The organism is Cobetia amphilecti, from assembly GCF_032923285.1.
Taxonomy (GTDB): domain Bacteria; phylum Pseudomonadota; class Gammaproteobacteria; order Pseudomonadales; family Halomonadaceae; genus Cobetia; species Cobetia amphilecti.
The window spans coordinates 2,879,161-2,903,605 of record NZ_CP136695.1 but is presented as its reverse complement, the minus strand read 5'-3'; the positions used below and the strand labels follow the sequence as shown (position 1 = coordinate 2,903,605).

Genomic DNA, 24,445 nt, shown 5'->3' with positions numbered 1-24,445 from the left:
TGCGCAGCTGACACGAAAGAAGGCCCCGATCCTGTGGATCGGGGCCTTCTTGTGGGTGCGGCTATTGTCCTATGACTCAGGCCAGCTCATTACGGAGATCCGCTCATTACCTAGACCGCCTCGAGGCAAAGAACAGCTCATGGCGTCGTTCACTTCCAGACCTGGGAAGCGAAGCCGCGCCAGTAGTCATCCATGTCGCGATAGCTGGTCATGTCATACAGGCTGAACTTGCGGCTGAGACGTGCGCCACCATCACGGGTCAGCGGATTCCAGGCCAGGCCGACATTATCACGGCTGGAATGCATGAAGAACGCATCCAGCGGCAGCACGATGTAGAGGCCCTTGTCGAAGCTACCCTCGCCGAAGTCGTCGCCGGCATCGGTGAAGGTGGCCCAGGCGCCCATGCGTGCGCCATTGGCGAAGCCGCGTGAGAGATCCAGCGTCATGCCGACATCTTCTGCCAGGTAGCGGCCGAAGCTGGCCTTGGCCAACACGTCTTCATAGCCGGTATCCCAGTAGATGCTGGCATGGCCAGTGGTGGTCGAGTAATCGCGCAGGCCGAACTGCTGATCGAACTCGCGCTGCTTGACCCAGTTCACATCGACCCCGTAGGCCAGTGGCGAGCCCAGCGGGCGATAGAGCACCTCCGCGCCCACACCGGCATACATCATCTCCAGAATGCCGCCATAGGCCATGCCGTACCAGTCACGCCCGAACTGGTGTGTGCGGGTGTACTGCAGGTTATTGATGCCGACGTCGGTCTCTTCGATATAGCGACCGATATAGGAGCGAACCCTGGGCAGCTTGGAGTCCGAGATGTAATCGAACTTGTCGAAGTTGTCGAACAGGGTCAGCTGCGCCGAACCGGAGAGCCAGCCGTGACGATCGGTCCGCCATGAGGCGGAGCCGCGCAGATAGGCCTGATACAGGTAGCCATCCGGGCCGCCGATGTTCTGGTTGAGGCCAGGCGAGAAGCCGGCGCTCCAGCGATCATCAGGATTCTCGAGCAGCACCTTTTCACCGCTGTAGCGGGCCGCGCCTTCGCCATGCTCATCGGTCGGCTCGGTGGCCGCCAATGCATAGACGCTGTGGGTATAGCGCAGCTGCTGGCGCGCATCGTGTCCGGCACTGACGACATCGGCGCGGGAATGGACATCTTCGCGCGTATCCAGACCGCCAGAACGCAGGCGGTAATGGAAGCTCTCGAAATCGTCATCCAGCCGGTTGTGCAGCACGCGGTTGGCACGCCCTTCGGCCTGAGCGGTGGAGCGGAAACGCGTGCTCTCGCCACTGACGATCAGCGCCGTTCCCTTGCGCGAGAGGCTATCGACACGAATGCCCGATTGCGCCTGAATCTCGCGGGAGAGCTCTGGCCAGCTGACCTGGTTGCGCGTGGGGGCCCCGGCAATCAAGCGCTCCGGCGGGCTATCCAGCTTGGCCTGCGAGAGCCCGGCGAGATCCACCCCGAAGTTGACGCCGAACATCGCGGTATTGCCACGCTCCCAGCCGGCCTTGACGGTCAGGTTGTCGGTCACGCTCAGGCGGGCACCCAAGTTGATCGGGCTATCCTGTTCTTGATCGTTGTCCTGCGGCTCGCTCTGATAGTCATTGCCATCAAGCTCTGCCATCAACACCAGCGGATCCCACGGTGTCTGCCATTCCACGCCGCCGAAGATGCCGACATCACCCTTGAACAGGCTGTTGAGGGAGAACTCACCGCCCTGATCACCGCCGGTCTCGCCACGCCCGGGGCGGTCGTTGTAGCTGTCACGCACCCAGCCGAGCGGGTTGCTGATATCACCGCGTGAACCGAGATAGCCCCAGCCCAGCCCCAGCGTGAAGTCGAGGTCATACCAGCGCTTGCTGGCGACCAGATACTCACTGCCGAACAGGCTGGTACCACCCATGTCGCGCAGGCCGACCGCGACTTCGGGCAGATAACGGCTCTCTTCCCACAGACGAAACTTGGCGTCGACACCCTTGTCCAGGTAGTTGCGGTCGCCAGCGATGGCTTCGCCGTAAAGGCGGTTGGTGACTTCCGTGTAGCGGAAGCCGACCTCCAGCCAATCGAGCGGCTGCAAACTGACGTTATAGCGGCGGTAAGGTTCGACCTGGCTATAGGAGAAGTGAATGCTGCCCGGTTTCTGCATGCGCGCGGTGGGGGTCTGCATCAGGCCGACGCCACCGAAGTCCGATTGACCATGCCCGAGGCCACTGAGACGTGTCTCGATCGGCTGCGGACCATCCAGCAGGCCGGCGTAGCTCATCGGGGCCAGCAGCATGCCCGCACTGAGCATGGCCAGCTGCCGGATGGCGCGCGTCAAGGGAATGAGCCGGGCACGCGTCGGCGCCATGGAAGTGAAGTGCGAATGATCCATGCTGTCTGCTGCCATCCTTTGCCTGCCTGAGCACGAGGCGTCCTGCTGTGTCATTGTCACGTCGCCCATGGAGTGTCGCCCTGAGGGAGCGAGCCACTGTCCTTGTCATCGCGGTCATCACTGTCATCACGATCATCACTGTCAGCGTATTGCCGCGCTACCTGCAGGTAGTCGCGCTGCTGTGGCTCTCCTGTGATGGCGTCCACGCTGCGGCACTCCTTGCCCGGCCATTGCAGACTCAACCACTCGGGCAGGCTGCGATTGACCCAGGCGGCGGCCGCCGAGATACGCGGCATGTTGACCACGACACGGTCGCCCGGCGCCAGCGTATAGGGCTGGTCATTCCAGGCGCTGATGCCGCGGACGATGATTCTGCCGCCCAGCGTGATGACGCTGGCGTGTTCCGAGTCCGCCTGCGCGCCCGGTAGGCCAGCGATGGCGTCGTGCAGCGTCAGGCCGGGGCGCCAGTCCAGCTGGCGCACGCCAACGGCACTCCAGAGCTGAATGCGCGTCTCGGTCTGACATTGGCCTATCCAATCACCCGTCGTGAGCGGGATGTCCAGGCGCGGAAAACGCCACAAAGCGATGGGATCGATCCGCCCGACCTGACGCCCCTCGACCGGCGTACGACCGATGATGCGCATCCAGTGCTTGAGCCCTTCAGCCGACAGCCGATCATCAAAGACGGCCTGCGAGCTCAGTTGACGCAGCTCGAAGAACAGGCGACGCCCCAGCTCACGTGTCCTGTCGCGTGTATGCTGGGTGGCCACGAACGCATGCGGCCACTCGATACCATTGGCATTCGTCAGCACGCCGAGCTGGCGCGATAGCGCCTCACTGATGGTCAGTGTCTGGGCGCTGGCATCCTGGTCTTGGGATGGGGCTGACGATGCTGCCGGAGTCTCGCTGGCCAGCGCTGCGCCAGGCAGCAAAAGTGCACCGCAAGCAGACGCGAGCATCGCGACGCCAAGGGCGGCCTTCAGACGTTCATGCAGATAGCTTTTCACGACACCTCGACGGGCAAGAGACACGACACCTTGATGGACAGAAGGCACACTGCCGACTCGTGCAACCGGCGCGGCATGATCATGGCGCTGAAAGAAAATTTCTGGGCACTTACCACCAGCCACGCGCGACCTCCCAGCTCCAATAATGAGAATCCGGCCAGGGTTGAACATCCGCCGCCCAGATTCTTGGTGCCGCATTGGCATCAGTCGCGGGGGGATCATTCACAGTAGCAACCGCATAGCGATTGACGCTACGCGAGCCATCTTGCCAGAGGATGTTTTCCTCACACTGGGCCACGGTCTGATCGCCCAACGGCAAGGCCTGCACGGCGGGAGCCGCGCATTGCCAGCTTGCCTGGCCCTGCGCATAACCCTCTATGCCATCGGCGCGCTGCCAGCGTGAGTGAATCACATAGCTGTGCGTGGGGTCGCCACTGTCCAGCGCAGACATCAGCGTGGTCAGTGATACGTCGCGTCGCATGTCCAGCAGGTCGGTGTCGAAGCCGGCGGTACCGCTCAGCCAGCCGTTCTCCAGACGCACGAAGGCATGATCCGCCGTTTCGAAACGTACCAGCTCTGTCGTGGTCGAAGGCTGTCTTGCCTTCGACTCAACAGGCGTGGCGGAAGAGGGCAGGGCTGCCAGAGGTGTCAGCCCTGTGTGTTCTTGCTGATAGGTCGCGTCCGTTGCGTCCCTGTCTTTGCGGGTCGCTGTCTCCAGAGACGCCAACACCACCATCCCGGTGTTGCCGTCATAGCTTAAGCGCAGCGTGGCATAGGGCAGGGCGCGCGCACGCTCGGCATCGAATTGGTCGCTGTCGATGAACGCCAGAGCGGTTTGCGCAATCTGTCCCTGCTCAAGAGAAGAGCAACCACCGAGCATCAGCGCACCAGACACAAGCAAAGGGGCCGCCAGGCGGCCCCCCATCGTGATGGTTGTCGGCTTCATGGTGATCAGAAGGTACCTGTGGTGCCAGTGGTACCTGTCGTGCCAGTGGTGCCAGTAGTACCTGTAGTGCCGGTGGTGCTACTGCTGCTGTCATCGCCAGAGGCTACCTTGGCTGCAACACCCACGGCTGCCGCGACTCCTACCGCCACTGTCGCGATCGTTCCTGCAGCCATGCCGCCGGCTGCGCCAGCTCCGGCAGCGGCACCACCACCGGCGCCAGCGCTGGTTGATGTAGTGCTAGCCTGAGCGGGCGCTTCGCTTTCTGCATGGGCCATTGGAGTCAGTGCTAAACCAGCAATGGCCAGCAAGGTAGAAATACGTTTCATGTGGGTTCCCTTCTTTCATGGTGGTGAAACTCTGCGCGCGTTTGCGCCCATGCAAAGTTTTGATTTTTCTGAATCATTGTTTCTTTATGGGAAACAGTTGGTGCGGCGAGATATTAATGATGCCTACGTTCTATCGCCTTGTGAGAAAGATTTCAATACGCGAATGTCGTGAAAATTAACAGAGTTCAGGTTGTTGGTCGACTGACATCTAACCGTAAACAACCATCGAATATGATGATCGCGTCATCACGCTTGACGAGAATGACCTTGGGTTCTCGACAATAATCGCAAGAAATGCGAGTGGGTAAAAATTGGCCAATCTCGGAAGAGAGCATACGGGCTTGAATTCTGGGTCGTGAAACTCGTTATCTTAATCGGGAAGTCTATTTCAATACTGATTGATGATGCTTTGATGGGAAGGCTAGTCATTTTGTTATTGGTTAATTGGTACTTTGTGTAAATGTGTCGTTTCTGATTGATGCTGATGCGTATCGCGGTTGGCCGTAGCCGAGCTTGGTGTCGCCTTTTGGATACGTAATGATTCATGATCTAATGCCCTGCAATGCGGCTCCTGGAGCCCAGCGGGCCGCATAATACCATAAATATCAGTCATTTAGGTGGTATCGTCTCGCTTTCAGACCTTGGTGGGCGGCAGGGGAATATGAATAAAGGGTGGAACGAGAGTCCCAGAATGCAGTATCATGCGTCCCTTATTGAAAAGGCTGTGTTTCTTTTTTGCGACACAGAAAGGATGGGTCACCGGTGGAACGTCATGCCGTGTTGACGACACGCAGGAAGGATCTTGCGCTTGCGGTGCTGGTGTCTCTACCAACGCCCGATAGATTCTCTCCTCAGCAGTGTCGGTAACAGGCTGTCATGGCGTGTCAGCCATTGGATTTGCAGTGACTGGTGCCATCCAGGCAGTGCGAGCCGATAGGGTTGTACAAGTCTTATTGGCTCGAAACCTGAATCCTGTACTCAATTGAACAAAAACAAGTCCTCATCTGATAGCACTGGCGATCTACAAGATGATTGCTCTGCTAGGGTTTGTTGCGTCTTGAATTTCGGGATTACCTTTCTGGTTGTTAAGTATTAGCTAATTGAATTTTGTGCTCGATATCTGTCCACGAGTTCAGTGCGCCGGATTTTCCTCAAGAGGAATGATCTTGCCTTGAATTCGGGGTACCACTCGCAGCAAGGCTTTCTTGCGTCAGTGAGGGATTGATGCTGCCTGGGAAACAGGTAGTCAAGCACGATACAAGCTGGAAGACATCAAGATCTTCATGTCAGGGCCTCAGGGATGCGCCGTCAACCACCCTGGGGCGGTAGCGTGCCTAAAACCAGCTCACGCTCACGAAAGGTCGATGGGGTCGGAGAGACTTACCGCACAGGGCTTGCGCAATGCAGGCCAACATCAAACAGCTCAGCTCTCTGGCTGTCCTCGAGATTCACCCAGCGCATCCTTTCTCTACATTCTGTCTCTTCACCCTGACTGACACGTCGGGACTCCGCTGCTGAGCCTATTTTCGGTTGACGACTTTCGATTGACTACGTCGCGGCCTGACCACGACGCCTTCTCTTCCAAGGCAGCATGAGGCTGTCCATTCCATCTTGCAGTTTTCGGGGGTTTTACATGATCAAGGTCACCATGTTTGGCAAGGGCTGTGCGTTGTCGCCGCGCCCCCGCCTGGCAATGACCACCGCGCTGTTGATTGCCATGTTGTCTACCACGGGCTGTGCTTTCGCCCCCGGTGGCGATATGGACTATCAGACAGAAACGGCCCCGCTGGATGATGCGCTTGAGGTCAAGCCGATCACCTTCGGCATGGTAGATGCCCTGAATGACAGTCGTGGCCAGGGCCAGCGTGATAATCAGCTGCTTGAGCAGCAGCTGGCCGATTACGATTACCGCATTGGTCGCGGTGATGTGCTCAACATCATCGTCTACGATCACCCCGAACTGACCATTCCTGCCGGTTCTGAACGCAGCGCCATCGAATCCGGCAACAGTGTGCACAGCGATGGCACCATCTTTTATCCCTACATCGGGCGCGTCAAAGCAGCAGGGCTGACGGTCAAGGAACTGCGCGCCGTCATCGAACGTCGCCTGTCTGGTTATATCGCCTCACCGCAGATCGATGTGCAGGTGGCGGCATTCAAATCCCAGAAGGTATACGTCACCGGCCAGGTGCAAACGCCGGGAATCCTGCCGATCACCAATGTGCCGCTGACCATCTTGGATGCCGTCAATCAGGCAGGCGGCCTGTCGACGCTGGCCAACTGGCACGACGTGGTACTGACGCGTGATGACAGTGATGAACACTTCTCGCTGTATGACTTGCTGCAGAATGGCGCACTGAGCAACAACCGCTTGCTGCGCGACGGTGATGTGCTGCATATCCCGGATGTGGGCAATCAGAAAGTGTATGTGATGGGTGAGGTACAACTGCCGGGCAGCCTGGCGATGGGCAATTCGCGTATTTCGCTGACGGATGCCATTGCCCAGTCCGGTGGTATCGATGAAGGCCAGGCCGATGCCAAGGGCATCTTCGTCGTGCGGCGTGCCGATACCAGTAGCGGCAAGCTGGCGACCGTCTATCAGCTGGATGCCCGCGATTCTGCAGCCTTCGTCATTGGTGCCGAATTCATGCTCCAGCCTTCCGATGTGGTCTATGTCACGGCCGCGCCGCTCAGTCGTTGGAACCGAGTCGTCAATCAGTTGATGCCGACTCTGACCGCGGTCTATCAGGTAACTCGCTCCGCCAGTGATTTCGATGATCTGCGTAGTGATGATTGATCCGCACCAGCATCTTATTTCCCTGTTCATTACCATCTACCACTGGTTCTCACGAGAGCCGCAGCACTCGAAGGGTGTTTCATGAATCAGACCCCGCAACATACGGCCCCTGGAGCGATGCCAACGGCAACCGCTCGCGACAACGATGACGATGCGATTGATCTGGGGCGCTTGTTCGGCATCTTGATTGATCACAAGCAATGGATCATCGCGATCACTGGCCTGTTTGCCGTCATCGGGGTGATCTACGCACTGTTGGCGACGCCTATCTACAAGGTGGATGCCCTGATACAGATTGATGATGCGCCTTCGACCAACCCACTGGCAGACGTCAACTCCCTGCTAGGCAATGAGCCACCGTCTCAATCCGAGATCGAGATCATACGTTCACGGATGGTGTTGGGCCGTGCGGTAGACCTGCTCAATTTGGATATTGCTATTACCCCGAAGCGTCTGCCTCTACTGGGTGATTTTCTCGTGCGGCGTGGGGTAGAACGCCCGGACTTTGCGCAAGGCTGGGCAAGCACCTGGGCAGGGGAAAGCATTACTGTCAGTGAAATGCCAGTCGCTGATGCCATGCTTGGTAGCACCATCACCCTGCGCGTGCTGGATGAGTCCCATTATGAGCTTTTCCTTGAGGGGGAGTCGCTTGGCAAAGGGAGAGTCAATCAACTGGACAGCTTCGCCAACGGCCAGCTCAACCTGCGTGTGACCTCCTTGAATGCTGCGCAAGGTGCGGAATTCGAGCTGACCCATATCAGCCGCATGCAAGCGATTCAAGATCTGCGTAATTCCTTCTCCGTTGCAGAGCAGGGCAAGGAAACCGGCATTCTCTCTTGGTCGATGACGGGGGAGCAGCCGCAAGCACTGCAGCGTACTTTGAATACCATCGCGGATATCTATTATTCGCAGAATGTGCAGCGCCAGAGCGAAGAAGCACGTAACAGTCTCGAGTTCCTCGATAATCAGGTGCCCAAAGTGCGGGCACAGCTGGATGCAGCGGAGTCGCGCCTGAATAAATTCAGGACTTCGCGTGACAGTGTGGATCTATCGCTGGAAACCCAGTCGGTGCTGGAGCGGATAGTGAACCTGGAAGCCCAGGTCAACCAGCTGGAGTTGACCGAAGCTGAGATTGCCAAGCGTTACACGCCCAGCCATCCGACTTACAAAGCCTTGCTCGAGAAGAAGGCACAACTCAAGCGCGAGATGGGCAAGCTGAATGCCCAGGTAAAGGACCTACCTGAGACTCAGCAGGAAGTGTTGCGCCTGACACGCAGTGTGGAAGTGACCCAAGCTATCTATGTGCAACTATTGAATAAAGTGCAGGAAATGGAAATCGCCCAAGCCAGTACGGTCGGTAATGTACGTATTCTGGATGAAGCGGGTATCTTGCCGCAGCCTGTCAAACCCAAGAAAGCCATGATCGTGATTATCATGACACTGCTGGGTGGCATACTGTCAGTGGGTGTCATTCTGTTGCGTGCGGCATTCCGCCGTGGCGTGGAATCGCCAGACCAGCTTGAAGCGCTGGGTCTGCCGATGTATGCCACCATTCCGCTTTCGGATGAGCAGGGCAAGTTGAGCCGCAAGGTAAAACGGAAGACAGATAAACACTCACGTGAAATTCCCAATGGCTTGCTTGCCGCGCGCAATCCGGCTGACCTGGCGATTGAGGCGCTACGCGGCCTGCGCACCAGCCTGCACTTCGCGATGATGGAATCCTCTTCCAATACGCTGATGATCACCGGCCCTAGCCCGGGTATCGGCAAGAGTTTCGTTTCTGCCAACCTGGCGGCCGTCTGTGCCCAGGCTGGGCAGCGTGTATTGGTGGTAGATGCCGATATGCGCAAGGGGCATATGCACTCCATCTTCGATGAACGCTCCGAGTGTGGCTTGAGTGATTACCTGGCAGGAAAGAAGTCTCTGGAAGATGTTATTCGCCCGGTTTCTGCGCTTGAGACACTCTCCTATGTGGCACGTGGTATTGCGCCGCCCAATCCTTCTGAGCTGCTGATGAGCGCTCGTTTCAAGGATTTTCTGAATGCGGTCAGCGAGCGCTTTGATCTGGTTATCATCGATTCACCGCCAATCCTTGCTGTTACCGATGCTGCCGTCATCGGTAAGCATGTAGGAACGACACTATTGGTGACACGCTTTGAGGTGAATGCGCCCAAGGAAGTGGAAGTCTCTCTCAAGCGACTGGCCGCCTCTGGTGTTGCAGTCAAAGGCGGCATACTCAATGCGATGGAGCACAAGGCCGCCGGCGCCTATGGCGAAAACTATGGCTATTACAATTACAGCTATAAATGATCGCACTCTATTTGGCCATTAGCCGTATTGATTTCGAAGGGAACCCGTCATGAAAGAAGCGAGCTCTACCATGGAGCATCAACGACGTTACTCACGTCATTACGAGCGCTTGCTGGCCAGTAAGCGTATACAGACATTTTTTGGCGTGCTGCTGGTTGTCGTACTGCCTGCCATGTACCGCTGGGGATTTGATTTCTGGAATACCTCCACACTGGCGCAGTGGAATGCGATTATGGGGACTGCTGCAGCTTTCACCCTATCACTGACATTGATCAATCGCCTGTGCCAGTTACCGGGGACACGATCCTTCACCTATGTCATCCCAACCGTCGCGGCTTCCTATACCTTGCTGATCATCATCTGCAGTGTATTGGAAATTGAAGTGTCTCGTCTCCAGGTGGGTATCTCCTTTGTACTGGCGATCATCTTTGGCGGGGCTTTCTATTATGTCGACAGCAAACTGACTACTAAACGTATGGCAGTAGTGCCTTTCGGCAAGGCGCCTGCGTTGTGTGATGATCACAGCAAATCAGTGTATTGGTACCAGCTGGAGGCCCCTACACTTGTGGGTATGAAGCGTATCGATGCAGTAGTCGCGGATTTACGTGCGGATCTCCCGGAAGAATGGCAACGCTTCCTTGCTGACTGCACGATTCATCGTATTCCGGTCTACCACGCCACCCAGGCGCATGAAATGATTACTGGCAAGGTCCTGCTAGATCACCTCTATGCCAACGAATTTGGCTCGCTGACACCGCGTGAAGACTATGAAGTCATCAAGCGCGGTATGGATATTCTCGCCGCGTTAATCCTGATTCCGTTGCTGGCCCCCGTCATGTTATTGACGGCAATTGCCATTCGTCTGGATAGCTCCGGTAAAGCACTATTCTGTCAGCCGCGTATGGGATTCCATTGCCGTCCCTTCACTGTTTACAAATTTCGTAGCATGTATACTGATATGAAGGGCACCGGTTTCACTCAGGAAGGTCACGATCCCCGTATTACTCGTGTAGGACACTTTATCCGCAAGTGTCGTCTGGATGAACTGCCCCAATTATTCAATGTATTGAAAGGCGATATGAGCATGATCGGGCCACGCCCAGAATCCATGAGCCTGACGGAGTGGTACGAGAAAGACGTACCATTCTTCCACTACCGTCATGTTGTGCGTCCTGGTATCACTGGCTGGGCCCAAGTAGAACAGGGATATGCAGCAGAAGTAGAAGGTATGATAGAGAAGCTAGAGTATGATTTTTATTATATAAAAAACTTTTCCTTTTGGTTGGATTTACTTATCCTGGTTAGAACAATAAAAACAGTGATATTTGGTTCTGGAGCTAGGTAAATGTCTAGTAGCTTCAGAAGCAACATGAAAATACTAGTTATAAATAAAGGGATCGAAGTTGTTTTTCCTTTGATATTTATACCTTTGCTGATCACGGGTTATTCATTAGATGCCTACGGAGAATATTTCTTAGCCCAGACTATTGTTGCATTCTTGGTGATAATAGTTGAGTTAGGAGCCGCGCCATTATTACTAAAAAGAGCGTTGAGTCATAGAGGTGCACTACTAGTAGCCAATTTATTTATAGTTAAGCTGATTATATTTATAATAGTTGCCATTGGTATTGCAATGTCCGTAAGATATGGATTTAGCAGTTCTATGTTGGCCTATATGATGCTATTTCTAGCAGCAGAGCTGTTTAATTATAATATTTGGTATGCTACGAATGGTTATGGTAATACTGTCATTAAGATCCAAGTAATTATTAAGTCTATAGTTTTGTTAGTTATACTTTTCTCTATTTTTAAAGGTATTGCTATAGAAATAATAGCATTAATGCATGGAGCTTTGTTGTTCTTACCAAATCTTTGCTTGATACTATACAGAAGGAAGGATTTTCAGAGGGTTACTATTCGAGCATATGTTATCAAAACCATACTGCAAAATTCTTATAATGTGGTTTCTTACCGAATTATTTCGGCTTCATTAATGCCAATATTAGGTATATTGATAAATCAAAATTTGGGGGCTGCTACACTAGGTAAGTTCGGGATATTGCAAAGAATTTCATCTTTAATCATGAAGGTTTGTGAACCAGTTGTCTTAGCTTTCATTAAAGAAAAAAGTAAAACTCTTTTGTTAAAAGAAAAAGTTAAAGATATCATAGTTAAGCACAATTTAATTGCAGCCTTCCTTGTATTAACTTTGTGTTGTATATTTATATTAGAAGTGTCCTCTGCCATAATAGAATATAACTTAGAAAATATCCAGCTAATATTTCTGGCAATCTTAATGGGGGGAGTGGCGGTGTCTAATTATTATTGTTGTCAATCCGCTATCGCTATAAGGAAAAATACGAGCTTGAAGTATGTAGTCTCGATCTCAGCGGCTATAACAATAGTGACAATGCTATTGTTCTTTGAGTATGTATCGGATAGGTATCTATCGTTACCTGTCTTTATCATAGCTTATTTAGCTCCACTGAGCTCGATTACAATTTCTTATCGATTTATATTTGGAAGAATGCTTAAATGATATTTAGAATTTTAAATAAAATTAATAGAATTATACTCAAACGGAAATTAAAGAGCTATGGCAATGGCTTTCATACCTATGGTCCTGTTCGAGTAGTATGCCCAAAAAAATTAGAAATTGGTGATAATGTTACGTTTAATGATTATTCTTATATAAATGCTTCTGGAGGGATTGTAATAGGCTCTAATGTGTCAATATCGGCTGGGGTAAAAATCCTATCAACTACTTTAGATTATAATAAATTTGATGGCACTCACACATTCAACAATGTTAATATAGGAAATCGAGTGCATATAGGCGCGAATGCAGTAATTTTGCCAGGCGTTACTATAGGAAACGATATTGTAATTGGAGCAGGCGCGGTTGTTTCAAAAAGTCTTAGTGATGGGAAAATATATATTGGTGTCCCCGCCATTCCTTTAAAAGAGTTATGAAATAATGGATAGTAAAAAAATATTTATATTAGTAAACTCTTTGTCTAATGGTGGCGGTGAAAAAGCGGCAGCAGATCTTGCTAACTCAATGTCTTCTACCGGTAAATCTGTTTCTATAATATTAATCGAAAATAATATAAAATATTCAGTTGAAAAATCTGTAGATATTATTTGCTCACCATTAAGTAAGTATTTAACCGGTAGTAAGCTCTCGTTTGTTTTGAATATAACTTGTTTACTTAAGCTGTTACTATGTATTAGAGGAAATAAAGATTGCATTGTAATAAGTCATTTATTTAGATCAAATTATATTAATGCCATATGCCGTTATTTAATTAAATACCAAAGCATTCTTGTCACTCATGGTTCGATTGAAAAGTACAAATTCAATAAAAGCTTGTTAAATAAAATTAACTTGTCTCTTATTAAAATATTGTATCGCAAAGGTGATAAAAGAATCTTTTTGACTGAAGGAATGTTAGAAGCCTTTAAGAACCGAATACCTGCTACTAATAATTATGTTGTTCAGAACTGTATTGATGTAGATAAAATTAACCTAGATGCCAATGTACAAAATAAGTTAGAAGAAGAAAAATTACCTAAGGATTATTTTATTTTTGTAGGTAGATTAAGCTCAGTAAAAAACATTCCCGAAATTATTTCAGTATTCAATAGTTTGAAAAAATACAATTTACTGATTGTTGGTAGTGGTGAAGAATATACGTATTTAAAAGAATTAGCGAAGGGCTCGCAAAATATATTTTTCATTGGATCAAAAAATAATCCATATTTATATATGAAGCATGCAAAGGCTTTATTGCTATCATCAAGGTCTGAAGGATTTCCTAATGTATTGTTGGAGTCGTTAGCTTTAGGGGTGCCTATTATTTCTACTGATTGTAAAACGGGGCCACGTGAAATCTTAACTATAGATTCAGATCTTACTACAGATTATTATAACAATTCACTTGGAGTGTTATACAGATATATGTCTCCAAGCTCTTTAAAGTCGGCTTTAATTGATTTTGAAACAATGCGCTTTGATAAAGACAAAATGGTGAATAGATCTAGGGAATTTGATAAAGATGTCATAGCTGAGAAATATGAGATGATTTTAAACGATATATAGAACAACGGGCTATAAAGGAGTTTTGATCTATGAAAAGAATATCAACTATTATTTCTATTTACAAAGAGCCTATAGATTGGATTGAAAAATCATTACGGTCAGTAGTGGATCAGACTAACCAAAATTATTTTTTCAATGAGCTAATAGTAGTACTTGATAATCCTCAATACGAAAAAGATGTCGATGTTCTTATAAATAAAATAAAGTCTGATGTAGTAGATATCAATTTTAAATTAATTTATGTGAAGAATAAGCAAAATATAGGGTTAGCTAGCTCACTTAATAAGGCGTTCCAGGTTTCTTCTGGGGACTATATCGCACGCTTAGACTCAGATGATATCAATTTTGCTGATAGGTATATGAAGCAGTTTGAGTTTATGAAAAGCAATCCTAGCATAAGCCTATGTGGCAGTAGCATATATAGGATTGATGAAAATGAGACTGTAGTAGGTCTATCAAGTAATCCAAGTGACTTCACGAAGCTGAAGGAACAAGTTTTATGTAAAAGTATTGCATATCACCCTACTTGGTTTGTAAAAAGAGAGGTTTATGAAGCTTTAGAAGGATACAGGGATATACCTGCGGCTCAAGACTTAGATTTCATTCTACGAGCCATTTTACATAACTATACTATTTCTAACCACCCCGACCCTTTAGTTTATTATCGCATTAATAATAATTCGATTTCTGTAAAAAAATCTCTTTTACAAAGAAAATGTCAAAGATTTATAATAAACAGCTATAAGAAGAATACTTTAGCTTATCGGGATAGTCTTAGCGGCCTTCAAAAGTTCATTAAATTTGATGATAAAGAAAATTTTAAACACCAAAGAAGTCAGAAGCTATTTCTGAAAGCAATGAGAAGTAAAAAAAATCCTATTATGTTTTTGACTTATTTGACAAGGTCCATATTCTTATCTAAAGAGCAGTTTTTGTATCTTTACAGCCATCTTAAATATGTTGTTAAATCTAAACTTTGAGAATGAATTACATGCTAATAAAAGAACCTGAAATTGCCTTTATAGCTAATAGCAAGTGGTATATTAAGAATTTTAGAGAATCAACACTTACGTCATTTACAGATTGTGGGTTTAAGTGTTATGTTTATACCCCTGAAGATTCAAAAGTAACTATTTCCAATAGCGTTTGTTTCGAGCCGATAAAGCTTAAGCCACAAAGTAAAAATATAATTAACGAAATACACTCACTAATCTCTATTATAACTAAACTGTCTTCTGTTAAGCATCGCTTAGTATTCTCTTTTAATCCTAAAACTAATTTGTATACCTTGATAGCTGGTGTACTGCTAAAAAAGCCTGTTGTCGTGAATGTGTCCGGGGTAGGTCAAGCATCCCTGATTAATGGATTTACAGGCCTAATCTATAAAAGCATGATATCTTATTTTTATAAAAAATCAGCACATTGCTTTTTTCAAAATTCAGCTGATATGAATCACTTTATAAAAATTGGGTATATTTCGAGTGATAAAGCAAGTTTATTACCAGGGTCTGGAGTCGACTTAAATAAATTTAAACCTAATTATATAACTAATAGCGGCCGAGTTGAATTTTTAATGGCATCGAGATTAATTAAACAGAAGGGGGTGATCGAATATTTAGAAAGTGCTAATAAATTTAGTAAGAGATATGTGAATAGCTCCTTTATATTAGCTGGAGTAGCTGATAATACTGAGCGTGGAGTGGGGGAATTGGAGATATGTTCATATACAAAAAATAATAATAATATTAAATTTATTGGTCAATCTGATGAGATGCATAAAGTTATGCGCTCTGCTGATGTTGTTGTACTTCCATCATATTATCCGGAAGGTACTCCCAGAGTTCTTCTAGAAGCTGCCGCGTCTGGTAAAATTATAATTACAACTAATACTCCTGGGTGTAGTGACGTAGTTGTAGATGGTTTAAATGGTTTTTTAATCGAACCGCGTTCTGCAGAGAGCTTGCTTAATGCAATGGAAAAAATTATGCTACTTTCGGATCAAGATTTCTTAGAAATGAAGAAACAATCCAGACTAATAGCAGAACGTAAATTCGATGAAAAAATAGTCATTCAAGAGTATCTCAACGTTGCTGATAGAGTAATTAATGGTCGCGTCGAAAATTGCAATTTTTGAGTCGCTTAGTCATATATTGTTAATCAAACTTAGTCTGAGAGCGACATGTTAATTGAGTTTTTACTTTTAACTTTTTTCATATTACTACCAAAAGTCGGCGTAATAGATTTAAGTTTTTTATCGTTATGCTTATTGTTAACAATTAAAATATTGCAAAGTAAAGTTTGTTTTAAGTTAAGCAAGTTGCATGTTTTATTCTTAACAGGATGTCTTCTATTAATTTTATTGTCTTTATTGTCCTCAATATTTAATAACTTCCAGTTTGTTTCAGAATTTATATTAAAGCCATTGCGGTTATTTTTAGTTTTTTTTGTTTTATGTTTAATGTATGGAAAATACACAGCAAAAGCTAATGCCCTGCTTTTATCGATTGTAATAGCTTCTTTTGTTAATGCGCTGGTCGTTATATTGCAATACACGCTACATTATCATTTTGGAATAGAAAAGTTCCTATTAAATCCTGATTTTTCTGAAGCAGTAATTACCCCCTATAGAAAGCCTGGTCTTATGAGTGGTTATCCAGTTGCTGGGTTGTTAAGTGTATTGGGAATAATAAGTTTAGGTGCTATTGATAAGCATAATAAGTATATGCTTGTTTTTAAGCACATTGTTTTTGTTGTCTTGCTTATAAGCCTTACTATTACATCGAGAACTGCTTTACTTATTGGTATTGTTGTTATACTAGCTCTAGTACTAAAGTCCAGAAGCTTTAGTTTGTTCTTTAAAAAATTTATAGCATTGGTCTTTGTCGCAAGTTTGTCTGTACCGTTAGTAATGTCTAAATATGAAAACTCTGATGTGATAAAAAAAACTGTCGATAAATCTTTTGTTATTTTTATTAATATGTACAAAGGAAATGAAGTTCTCGATTACAGCTCTAAAGATCTAATTAATAATCATTATACTCTGCCTAATGATAATTCCGTTTTTGTTATTGGTAACTCAGTTTCTCCTAAGCAAAATATCGTTAATTCGGATGTTTTTTTTATAAGATTTCTTTGGGGTAATGGTTTTTTATCTCCCTTCTTATATTGCTCCCTAGTTTTTTTACTTTATATTAGTATAGCTACTAAGGTTGTGGAATATAAATATAGCAACAAAGAGTTTTACCTTACCTTAATGTTGTTTACTATGGTTGCGGCTTCATTTAAAGGGTCTTACTTTTTCTCAAGGGTTATTGGAGATGTTGTTATTGTATATTATTTTTACCTAATATCCTTGAGAGATAAATAGCTCCTAAATATTGCAGTACAGTATGATAAATCCGTTAAATGAATATAGCTAGAGGTTAATATGATTGTAGTAACTGGAGTGGCGGGATTCATAGGCGCTGAAGTCAGTAAACGTCTGCTGGAAGCAGGCCATAATGTAATTGGTATTGATTCCCTCAATGACTACTACGATGTCTCGCTGAAAGAGGCTCGCCTCGAGCTTATCCAGCAATCTCCTGAATTTACGTTTCTGAAGCTTGATCTTGCAGATCGTGATGCAGTAGAGAAAGTCTTTGCTGACAACGAGATCTCTCATGTCATCCATCTGGCTGCTCAAGCAGGGGTACGCTATTCGCTGGAAAACCCGCATGCCTATGCGGATGCCAATATGCTGGGTTTCTTGAACATCCTGGAAGGCTGCCGTCATCACAAGATTGAACATCTGGTCTATGCCTCTTCCAGCTCTGTTTACGGCCTGAATGCCAAGGTTCCGTTCTCTACCAAGGATGGTGTGGATCACCCTGTCAGCCTGTATGCGGCGAGCAAGAAGTCCAATGAGTTGATGGCTCATACTTACTCACATCTTTACGATATTCCGACGACTGGCTTGCGCTTCTTCACCGTGTATGGCCCATGGGGCCGCCCGGATATGGCCATGTACAAGTTCACCAAGGCCATTTTCGAGGGCAAGTCCATCGATGTGTATAATCACGGTGACTTGTCGCGTGACTTTACCTACATTGATGATATCGTTGAGGGCATTATTCGTATCAAGGACGTAATTCCTCAGGCCGGTCAGAAGTCGGCAGCGGAAGGTCTGGCGCCTGATGAAAGCCCTGCACCCTATGCCCTCTACAATATCGGTAATGGTAGTCCGGTTCAGCTGATGGACTTCATCAGTGCCGTTGAGAAAGCGACGGGTATTGAGGCCAAGAAAAACTATATGGATATGCAGCCAGGGGATGTGTCTCAGACCTGGGCAGATACTGAAGATTTCTTTGCTGCGACTGGCTATCGTCCGCAAGTCGGGGTAGAAGAAGGGGCTCGCCGTTTTGTGGAGTGGTACCGCAACTACTTCTCCATCTAGGAGGGTTTCGCTGCTCGTTACCTAATCAAGATGTCATCTTTATAGTCAGGTTTTCATTTGTATTGTTCAGTGGCTATCGTCATATCAGTTGAGATTCACTGATAGCTCTTGGCAGTACATGACTGTGCTGATGTTGATATCAGATTGCTCAAGGAGGATGGCGGTGATTCAACTTGGCTTTCCCTCTAGGAACTTCAGCGCCTGCCAGCAGTCTGATGTCTTCAGTATTTTTAGCTTTTCGTTACGGTAAACACAGGAAATATTTGAAATGAAAATTGCCATCGCAGGCACCGGCTATGTCGGTCTTTCCAACGCCATGCTGCTTTCTCAGCATCATGAAGTCGTCGCGTTGGATATCGTGCCGGAGAAGGTGGAAGGCCTGAACCGTGGTATCTCGCCTATCGTCGATAACGAGATCCATGAGTTTCTGGCACGTGGAGATCTGAATTTCCGCGCTACCCTCGACAAGGAAGTGGCCTACCGCGATGCCGATTTCGTGATTATCGCCACTCCGACGGATTACGATGCGACCACCAACTATTTCAATACCAGGAGTGTTGAAGCGGTGATTCAGGATGTGCGCGATATCAATCCTGACGCGGTGATGGTGATCAAGTCTACAGTACCTGTGGGCTATACGGCTGAGGCGCGTGAGCGTTTCCAGACACAGAATCTGATGTTCTCGCCGGAGTTTCTGCGCGAAGGCAAGGCACTGTACGACAACCTGCATCCGTCTCGTATCATCGTCGGTGAGCGCTCCGAGCGTGCCGAGGTGTTCGCTGGTTTGCTCAAGGAAGGCGCGATCAAGCAGGGTGTTGATGTGCTCTTCACTGACAGCACTGAGGCAGAAGCCATCAAGCTGTTCGCCAATACCTACCTGGCGATGCGCGTTGCCTACTTCAATGAGCTGGATACCTACGCCGAATCGCATGGCCTGGATGCCAGGCAGATCATCGAAGGTGTGGGATTGGACCCGCGCATCGGGCAGCATTACCACAACCCGTCATTCGGGTATGGGGGCTACTGTCTGCCGAAGGATACCAAGCAGTTGTTGGCCAATTATCAGGAAGTGCCCAACAACATGATCCAGGCCATCGTCGATGCCAACACCACGCGCAAGGATTTCATCGCGGAATCCGTGCTCAAGCGCAACCCGCAGGTGGTGGGGGTATATCGCCTGGTGATGAAGTCCGGTTCTGACAACTTCCGCGCCAGTGCCATGCAGGGTGTGATGAAGCGCATCAAGGCCAAGGGCGTGGAAGTTGTGGTATACGAGCCGGTGCTGGAAGAAGACACCTTCTTCGGTTCACGCGTCATGCGGGATCTCGAGGCGTTCAAGCAGGAGGCGGACGTCATCCTGAGCAATCGCATGGCGGAAGAGCTAGCTGATGTGGTCGATAAGGTCTACACCCGCGATCTGTTCGGCAACGATTGATCCAGAGCTCTGATTCTTGATCAAACTCAAACGCCGCATCCTTGTGATGCGGCGTTTTCGTATGGGTTAACAAGGTACGGGGTAGAGGGAGCAGGTGATGACTTTCATGCTGTGCGCCTGATGCCAAGGAGGAGGGCAGTTGTGTCAGGCTATCCCGCTCATCAAGCTCACGACGGCGCTTGGTCGTATTCGGCCGAGATGCCCGTATCACCGTTCACATCGTCATCTTTGGATCAGGAAGGCCAGGTATGCCGTCATTCGCTTCTGCTGCGCGCTCGGATTCATCCGGAGTTGCTCAGTATTTTTCCCCTATGATCTCGCGCGCCGTTTCCTGCAGTGTTTTCCTGTTCGGCTTGCTCAGCCTGGTGATGCCTTCTGGCTATAGCTTGGGACCGGCGTTGCTGGTGTTGATCAGTAGCTATTGCTTGCTGCGAGAGCCGCGCCCGCTGTTGGGTGCCGCCCACAAGGAAGACCTGGCGGTGATCGGCGTGGTGGCAGGCCTCGCGGCCCTATTGCTGGTAAGTATCCTGCTGCAGGGGGATGCATGGCAGACGACAAGCGTGCCGATTCGTCTGTTGTTGGCTGTGCCGGTGCTGTTGCTGGTGTTGTCGTGCCCCCCTTCGCTCGGGGCCATGTGGGGCGGTTTGATCTTCGGCAGTGTGCTGACCGGCAGTTGGGCGATGTGGCAGAAGTTGGTGTGGGGCGTGCATCGTGCGGGTGGCTTCACCAATACCATCAACTTCGGCGATATCTGCATGTTGATGGGGCTGATGTGTCTGGCAGGCCTTGGTTGGGCGATGAGTCAGGCGGGAGCTAGGCGGCGCTATTGGTTGCTGGCGCTGCTGATTGGTGGCGCATTCGGCATCATCGGCTCCTTGATGTCGGGGACGCGCGGCGGTTGGATCGGCTTCCCGTTTGCCGCCTGGGTGCTGTATCGCAGTTATGGTGAGGTGATCTCGCGGCGTGTGCTGCGGTTGGGCGTCTTCATGTGTGCCGGGGTGATCGCTCTGATGGTGATGACGCCGGCCACCGGTATCCAGCAACGTGTCGAAGCCGGTGTCTCGGATGTCACGAAGTACGTGGAGGACCGCAATGCCGGCACCTCGGCGGGGGCGCGTCTCGAAATGTGGCGGGGCGCCTTGCTGATGATTGCCGAGCAGCCGTGGCTAGGCAGGGGCGAGACAGGATATGCCGAGGCGCGTGATGCGATGATCGAACAGGGCGAGCTGAGCCGCCATGTGCAGCCGTATGAACATCCCCATAACGAGTTTCTCGATGCGTGGGTCAAGCGCGGGGTGTTGGGGCTGCTTGCGTTGCTGGCCCTCTATCTGGTGCCGCTGCGCCTCTTCTATCGTCGTCTGGACAGTGACGACCTTACATTGCGCTCACTGGCTGTCGCCGGGGTACTGCTGCCGCTGACCTTCCTCGACTTCGGGATGACCTGGGTGATGTTCTCTCAGGCCAGCGGCGTGATGGTCTACGCCTACTGGTTAGCGATCGTCTGGGGTACGCTGCGCGCGCATGAGCGTCGCCTTGAGGTATCTCCGCCTGCCGCTTGCGATAAAGCCCAAGCCAATCAGGGCTGATCGGGATGTCTGCATGGAATGTCAGACCTGGAGAGGCGACAGCGTTCAGCGCATGGCGCTCTCGAGATTCAGTCCTTGGCGCTCTGGCGATTCGACGCTCAGGCGATCCGACACTCTGGAGAGGCTTTGACCTGAGCACGCACGGGGTCTACAGTACGCGCAAATTTGAGCAGTCGCTCACGAATATTGACGAGCGGTAAGGCGTGTTGCCTCGCCGCTCAGGAGAATGGATATGCAAGACAAGCTCAAGATCGACATCGTCTCCGATGTGGTATGCCCGTGGTGCATCATTGGCTACAAGCGCCTCGAGAGCGCCATTAAGTCACTGGGCCTGGAAGACAAGGTCGAGATCGAATGGCAGCCCTTCGAGCTGAACCCGGACATGTCGGCACACGGCGAGAATCTGCGCGCCCATATCGAGCGCAAGTACGACACCACGCCCAAGGCCAGTGCCGAGGCACGTCGCAATCTGACCGCTCTGGCGGCCGAGGAAGGCCTGGTCTTCAATTTCTTCGACGACATGCGCATGGTGAATACTCTCGAGCTCCACGTCCTGCTCGAGTACGCCGCCGAACAGGGCATGCAGCATGATCTGATGATGCAGTTCTACGCTGACTACTTCACCTTGCAGAAGGACATGTCGGACCGCGCCGTGATGGCGGACTCGCTGGCCGCGGTCGGGCTGGATGCCACGGAAGGGCTCGCGCAACTCGATGACGCCGAGGCACGTGAGCAGGTCGTGCAGCATGAAAACCACTGGAAGCAGATGGGCATCTCCAGCGTGCCGACCTTCGTCTTTAATCGTCGTAGGGCCCTGAGCGGTGCTCAGCCCAAGGAAGTGTTCGAGCAGGTGCTGAGCGAAATGAAGGTAGAGCAGTCTTGAGCCACTGACACCTGGCTCCGCCACTGATTCCTGTCGTGATAAAAAACGCGGCCCCGCTGAAAAGCAGGGCCGCGTTTTTCGTTGTGGGGTGTGTCAGCAGGGAAGGCGTTGCGAACCCCTGATCAGCCTTGGCTCACCATCCTGACTTCCTGCGCTGACTTGTCACTCTGGCTCACAACCTTGGTCAAAGACCCGCCTTGATATTGCTCAGCTGCTGCATGAGCGTGTCGAGGACGGCGTCGACTTGCGCTTCGGTGTGCTCGCAGGAGAGGAAGAAGCGCAGCCGCGCGCTCTTCTCTGGCACGGCGGGGTGCAGGATGGGCTGGACGTTGAAGCCCGCCTCGAACAGCTGGTTGGAGAGGCGGGCGGCGACGATGGAGCTACCCAGAATCACCGGTACGACGGCAACGCCCAGGCTGTCGCCAACATCGAGTCCCAGGGCGCGGGCGCGCTTGAGGAAGTAGCCGGAGACGGCGTGCAGGCGGGCGATACGCTGCCTGGCATCATCGCCCTGCAGCAGTTCGAGAATCTTCAGTGATGGGGCGGCGACCTGCGCTGGCATGCCCACCGAGTAGAGGAAGCCCGGCGCGAAGTAGCGCAGCATGCTGACCAGCTCCTTGCAGCCGGCGATATAGCCGCCGCAGCCGGACAGCGTCTTGCTCATCGTGCCCATCCAGATATCGACGTCACGCGCGGCGATGTTGTAATGCTCTCTCAGGCCGAGACCACGCTCGCCGAGCACGCCGAAGGAGTGGGCTTCGTCGACCATCAGCCAGCAGCGGTACTTCTGCTTGAGGGCGATCAGACGCGGCAGGTCCGGCACGTCGCCGTCCATGCTATAGAGGCCTTCGGTGACAATCAGCACGCGCTCGAACTTGCCCCGCTGGGCACGTAACAGCGCTTCGAGCGCCTCCGGGTCATTGTGTGCGAACGGCATACGCCGCGCGCCGGACAGCTGAGCGCCGACCAGCGAGCTGTTGTGGATCCACTCGTCATGCAGGATCAAGTCCTTCGGCCCGAGCAGATAGCCCAGCGTGGAGACATTGGTGGCGTGGCCGCTGACGAAGACCACCGCATCCTCGACGTCGTAGGTACGCGCGACGGCAGCTTCCAGCTGCTGGTGGATCGGACGCTCGCCAGAAACGGCGCGTGAGGCCGACACCGAGGTGCCATAGTGCGCGGCAGCATCCGCCGCGGCCTTGACCACTTCCGGATGGCGCGAGTAGTCGAGGTAGTTGTAGCTGGCGAAGTTGACCAGCTCACGCCCCTCGATACGCGTCGTGGCACCGGCGCAGCCGTCATGCACGCGGAAGAAGGGCTCCGGCACGCCAAAGGCGGCGCCTGCCTGCTGCATCATGCTGAGTTGCTGATAGCCGGGTTGGCGATCGAAGCGCACGAAGTCGTCGCTGATCTCCAGTGTCGGTGTCCTGGGGGCAAACACATCATTGTCAGCCTCGCCCGCCATGGCGGCGGTAGCTTGGGTGCGACGGGCACGCGCTTTGTCCAACAACTGTTGTTTCATGTCGCGGGGGTTGGGGCCGGAGGAGTGACGAGATGCCAAAGAGGAAGTCCTTGAAGTAGAAGCAGTCTTTTCCCCGATGATGAGTGTGCACGCGCAAGAGGGCAAGTCTTTGCAGGTGTGGGGACGAATCTCTCAGGCTTTCAGGAGGCGTCTTGCAGGCAAGCGTGCGAGTTCGTGAGTGCACTGAGATCATGCTGGTCGAAGAGGGGGACGGCACGGGGCGTTGCGCACACAATAATGTCAATTATCCAACGTGTGCTGCCATATCAAGGTCTTATCGCCGTTCTTGGCTGGCCGCCAGGCGAGCGGTTGCACTCAGCGGCCAGGGCGATCAAGCGATAGGAGCCAGAAAGTCGCCAGGCAGTGGGGTACGGGTTAAATGGTTCTTGGCTCTGAGAGTAATGTGCGTATTGAGCTCCTCTCCCCGAAGCCCAGGGTGTTGCCGAATTTGTTCATCGATTAGCTGAATGACAAATTCCGCATAACGCGATGAGGCGAGTTCTATTGTCGAGACAGTGCGTCCCATCAGCTGGACGATCACGAGATAAGTAGCCTGCTGCGTTCGGGCAAGGAGCAATGCGTAACCTTCGGTACTCGTAGTGATAGCTAAAGGCACATGATCTACGATGTCTCTATGTGCGTTGACAGACAGGATGCTCATTTCGTCCATGAAGGTGATCTCATCTCATGAAAATATGGGAACTTACTGGATGATGCCTAT

18 protein-coding genes are annotated in these 24,445 nt (G+C 50.5%); 13 read left to right on the top strand and 5 right to left on the bottom strand.

Translation table 11 applies throughout. The features are described from left to right. Positions 1-149 precede the first annotated feature (149 nt). The 4 genes from R1T44_RS12370 to R1T44_RS12355 all read right to left on the bottom strand — a co-directional run bounded on the left by R1T44_RS12370 (position 150) and on the right by R1T44_RS12355 (position 4,504). Positions 150-2,378, bottom strand: coding sequence for a YjbH domain-containing protein (locus R1T44_RS12370; RefSeq protein WP_288388161.1), 2,229 nt, complete (start codon positions 2,376-2,378; stop codon positions 150-152). A gap of 56 nt (positions 2,379-2,434) precedes the next feature. Next, positions 2,435-3,385, bottom strand: coding sequence for a capsule biosynthesis GfcC family protein (locus R1T44_RS12365; protein WP_288388160.1), 951 nt, complete (start codon positions 3,383-3,385; stop codon positions 2,435-2,437). Positions 3,386-3,494: 109 nt separating this feature from the next. Then, positions 3,495-4,331 (bottom strand): hypothetical protein, encoded by an 837-nt coding sequence (locus tag R1T44_RS12360; RefSeq protein ID WP_288388159.1) that lies wholly within the window; start codon positions 4,329-4,331, stop codon positions 3,495-3,497. Between the two features lie 5 nt (positions 4,332-4,336). Then, positions 4,337-4,504 (bottom strand): hypothetical protein, encoded by a 168-nt coding sequence (locus R1T44_RS12355; protein WP_317292122.1) that lies wholly within the window; start codon positions 4,502-4,504, stop codon positions 4,337-4,339. Positions 4,505-6,350: 1,846 nt separating this feature from the next. Between R1T44_RS12355 and R1T44_RS12350 the strand changes: the two genes are divergently transcribed. From R1T44_RS12350 to R1T44_RS12290, 13 genes are all read left to right on the top strand, one after another. Next, a complete protein-coding gene (locus R1T44_RS12350; RefSeq protein WP_457851507.1) occupies positions 6,351-7,454 on the top strand; it encodes a polysaccharide export protein in 1,104 nt (367 codons plus the stop codon). 81 nt (positions 7,455-7,535) lie between these two features. Continuing rightward, positions 7,536-9,764 carry a polysaccharide biosynthesis tyrosine autokinase gene (locus R1T44_RS12345; protein WP_317292120.1) on the top strand — a complete coding sequence of 743 codons (2,229 nt, stop codon included), beginning with the start codon at positions 7,536-7,538 and terminating at the stop codon, positions 9,762-9,764. A gap of 49 nt (positions 9,765-9,813) precedes the next feature. Further along, positions 9,814-11,109 carry an exopolysaccharide biosynthesis polyprenyl glycosylphosphotransferase gene (locus R1T44_RS12340; protein WP_317292119.1) on the top strand — a complete coding sequence of 432 codons (1,296 nt, stop codon included), beginning with the start codon at positions 9,814-9,816 and terminating at the stop codon, positions 11,107-11,109. Then, positions 11,110-12,303: a hypothetical protein gene (locus R1T44_RS12335; protein WP_317292118.1), complete on the top strand. Its 1,194-nt coding sequence runs from the start codon at positions 11,110-11,112 to the stop codon at positions 12,301-12,303. It begins immediately after the preceding gene. Then, positions 12,300-12,737 carry an acyltransferase gene (locus tag R1T44_RS12330; protein ID WP_317292117.1) on the top strand — a complete coding sequence of 146 codons (438 nt, stop codon included), beginning with the start codon at positions 12,300-12,302 and terminating at the stop codon, positions 12,735-12,737. Before R1T44_RS12335 ends, R1T44_RS12330 begins: the two co-directional genes overlap by 4 nt. A 4-nt stretch (positions 12,738-12,741) precedes the next feature. Beyond that, positions 12,742-13,866, top strand: a complete 1,125-nt coding sequence (locus tag R1T44_RS12325; protein ID WP_317292116.1) for a glycosyltransferase — start codon at positions 12,742-12,744, stop codon at positions 13,864-13,866. A 29-nt stretch (positions 13,867-13,895) separates the two neighbouring features. Then, positions 13,896-14,846, top strand: coding sequence for a glycosyltransferase (locus R1T44_RS12320; protein ID WP_317292115.1), 951 nt, complete (start codon positions 13,896-13,898; stop codon positions 14,844-14,846). 11 nt (positions 14,847-14,857) lie between these two features. Further along, positions 14,858-16,000, top strand: a complete 1,143-nt coding sequence (locus R1T44_RS12315; RefSeq protein WP_317292114.1) for a glycosyltransferase family 4 protein — start codon at positions 14,858-14,860, stop codon at positions 15,998-16,000. Between the two features lie 45 nt (positions 16,001-16,045). Then, positions 16,046-17,233: a hypothetical protein gene (locus R1T44_RS12310; RefSeq protein WP_317292113.1), complete on the top strand. Its 1,188-nt coding sequence runs from the start codon at positions 16,046-16,048 to the stop codon at positions 17,231-17,233. 60 nt (positions 17,234-17,293) lie between these two features. Then, a complete protein-coding gene (locus R1T44_RS12305; protein WP_317292112.1) occupies positions 17,294-18,298 on the top strand; it encodes an NAD-dependent epimerase in 1,005 nt (334 codons plus the stop codon). Positions 18,299-18,566: 268 nt separating this feature from the next. Next, complete coding sequence (locus tag R1T44_RS12300) at positions 18,567-19,733, top strand: nucleotide sugar dehydrogenase (protein ID WP_317292111.1); 1,167 nt, start codon at positions 18,567-18,569, stop codon at positions 19,731-19,733. Positions 19,734-20,158: 425 nt separating this feature from the next. Beyond that, positions 20,159-21,319 carry an O-antigen ligase family protein gene (locus tag R1T44_RS12295; protein ID WP_317292110.1) on the top strand — a complete coding sequence of 387 codons (1,161 nt, stop codon included), beginning with the start codon at positions 20,159-20,161 and terminating at the stop codon, positions 21,317-21,319. Positions 21,320-21,551: 232 nt separating this feature from the next. Then, a complete protein-coding gene (locus tag R1T44_RS12290; RefSeq protein WP_288388110.1) occupies positions 21,552-22,202 on the top strand; it encodes a DsbA family oxidoreductase in 651 nt (216 codons plus the stop codon). 184 nt (positions 22,203-22,386) lie between these two features. On the opposite strand, the gene R1T44_RS12285 is transcribed toward R1T44_RS12290, so the two are convergent. Further along, positions 22,387-23,724, bottom strand: coding sequence for an aminotransferase class I/II-fold pyridoxal phosphate-dependent enzyme (locus R1T44_RS12285; protein WP_288388112.1), 1,338 nt, complete (start codon positions 23,722-23,724; stop codon positions 22,387-22,389). Between the last annotated feature and the right edge of the window lie 721 nt (positions 23,725-24,445).

Bases quoted from the DNA above. Each gene is read 5' to 3' on its own strand.
- R1T44_RS12315 (WP_317292114.1), top strand. From the start codon at position 14,858: ATGCTAATAAAAGAACCTGAAATTGCCTTTATAGCTAATAGCAAGTGG.
- R1T44_RS12340 (WP_317292119.1), top strand. From the start codon at position 9,814: ATGAAAGAAGCGAGCTCTACCATGGAGCATCAACGACGTTACTCACGT.
- R1T44_RS12310 (WP_317292113.1), top strand. From the start codon at position 16,046: ATGTTAATTGAGTTTTTACTTTTAACTTTTTTCATATTACTACCAAAA.
- R1T44_RS12325 (WP_317292116.1), top strand. From the start codon at position 12,742: ATGGATAGTAAAAAAATATTTATATTAGTAAACTCTTTGTCTAATGGT.
- R1T44_RS12370 (WP_288388161.1), bottom strand. From the start codon at position 2,378: ATGGATCATTCGCACTTCACTTCCATGGCGCCGACGCGTGCCCGGCTC.
- R1T44_RS12330 (WP_317292117.1), top strand. From the start codon at position 12,300: ATGATATTTAGAATTTTAAATAAAATTAATAGAATTATACTCAAACGG.
- R1T44_RS12360 (WP_288388159.1), bottom strand. From the start codon at position 4,331: ATGAAGCCGACAACCATCACGATGGGGGGCCGCCTGGCGGCCCCTTTG.
- R1T44_RS12355 (WP_317292122.1), bottom strand. From the start codon at position 4,504: ATGGCTGCAGGAACGATCGCGACAGTGGCGGTAGGAGTCGCGGCAGCC.
- R1T44_RS12350 (WP_457851507.1), top strand. From the start codon at position 6,351: ATGACCACCGCGCTGTTGATTGCCATGTTGTCTACCACGGGCTGTGCT.
- R1T44_RS12285 (WP_288388112.1), bottom strand. From the start codon at position 23,724: ATGAAACAACAGTTGTTGGACAAAGCGCGTGCCCGTCGCACCCAAGCT.
- R1T44_RS12300 (WP_317292111.1), top strand. From the start codon at position 18,567: ATGAAAATTGCCATCGCAGGCACCGGCTATGTCGGTCTTTCCAACGCC.
- R1T44_RS12335 (WP_317292118.1), top strand. From the start codon at position 11,110: ATGTCTAGTAGCTTCAGAAGCAACATGAAAATACTAGTTATAAATAAA.
- R1T44_RS12320 (WP_317292115.1), top strand. From the start codon at position 13,896: ATGAAAAGAATATCAACTATTATTTCTATTTACAAAGAGCCTATAGAT.
- R1T44_RS12305 (WP_317292112.1), top strand. From the start codon at position 17,294: ATGATTGTAGTAACTGGAGTGGCGGGATTCATAGGCGCTGAAGTCAGT.
- R1T44_RS12345 (WP_317292120.1), top strand. From the start codon at position 7,536: ATGAATCAGACCCCGCAACATACGGCCCCTGGAGCGATGCCAACGGCA.
- R1T44_RS12290 (WP_288388110.1), top strand. From the start codon at position 21,552: ATGCAAGACAAGCTCAAGATCGACATCGTCTCCGATGTGGTATGCCCG.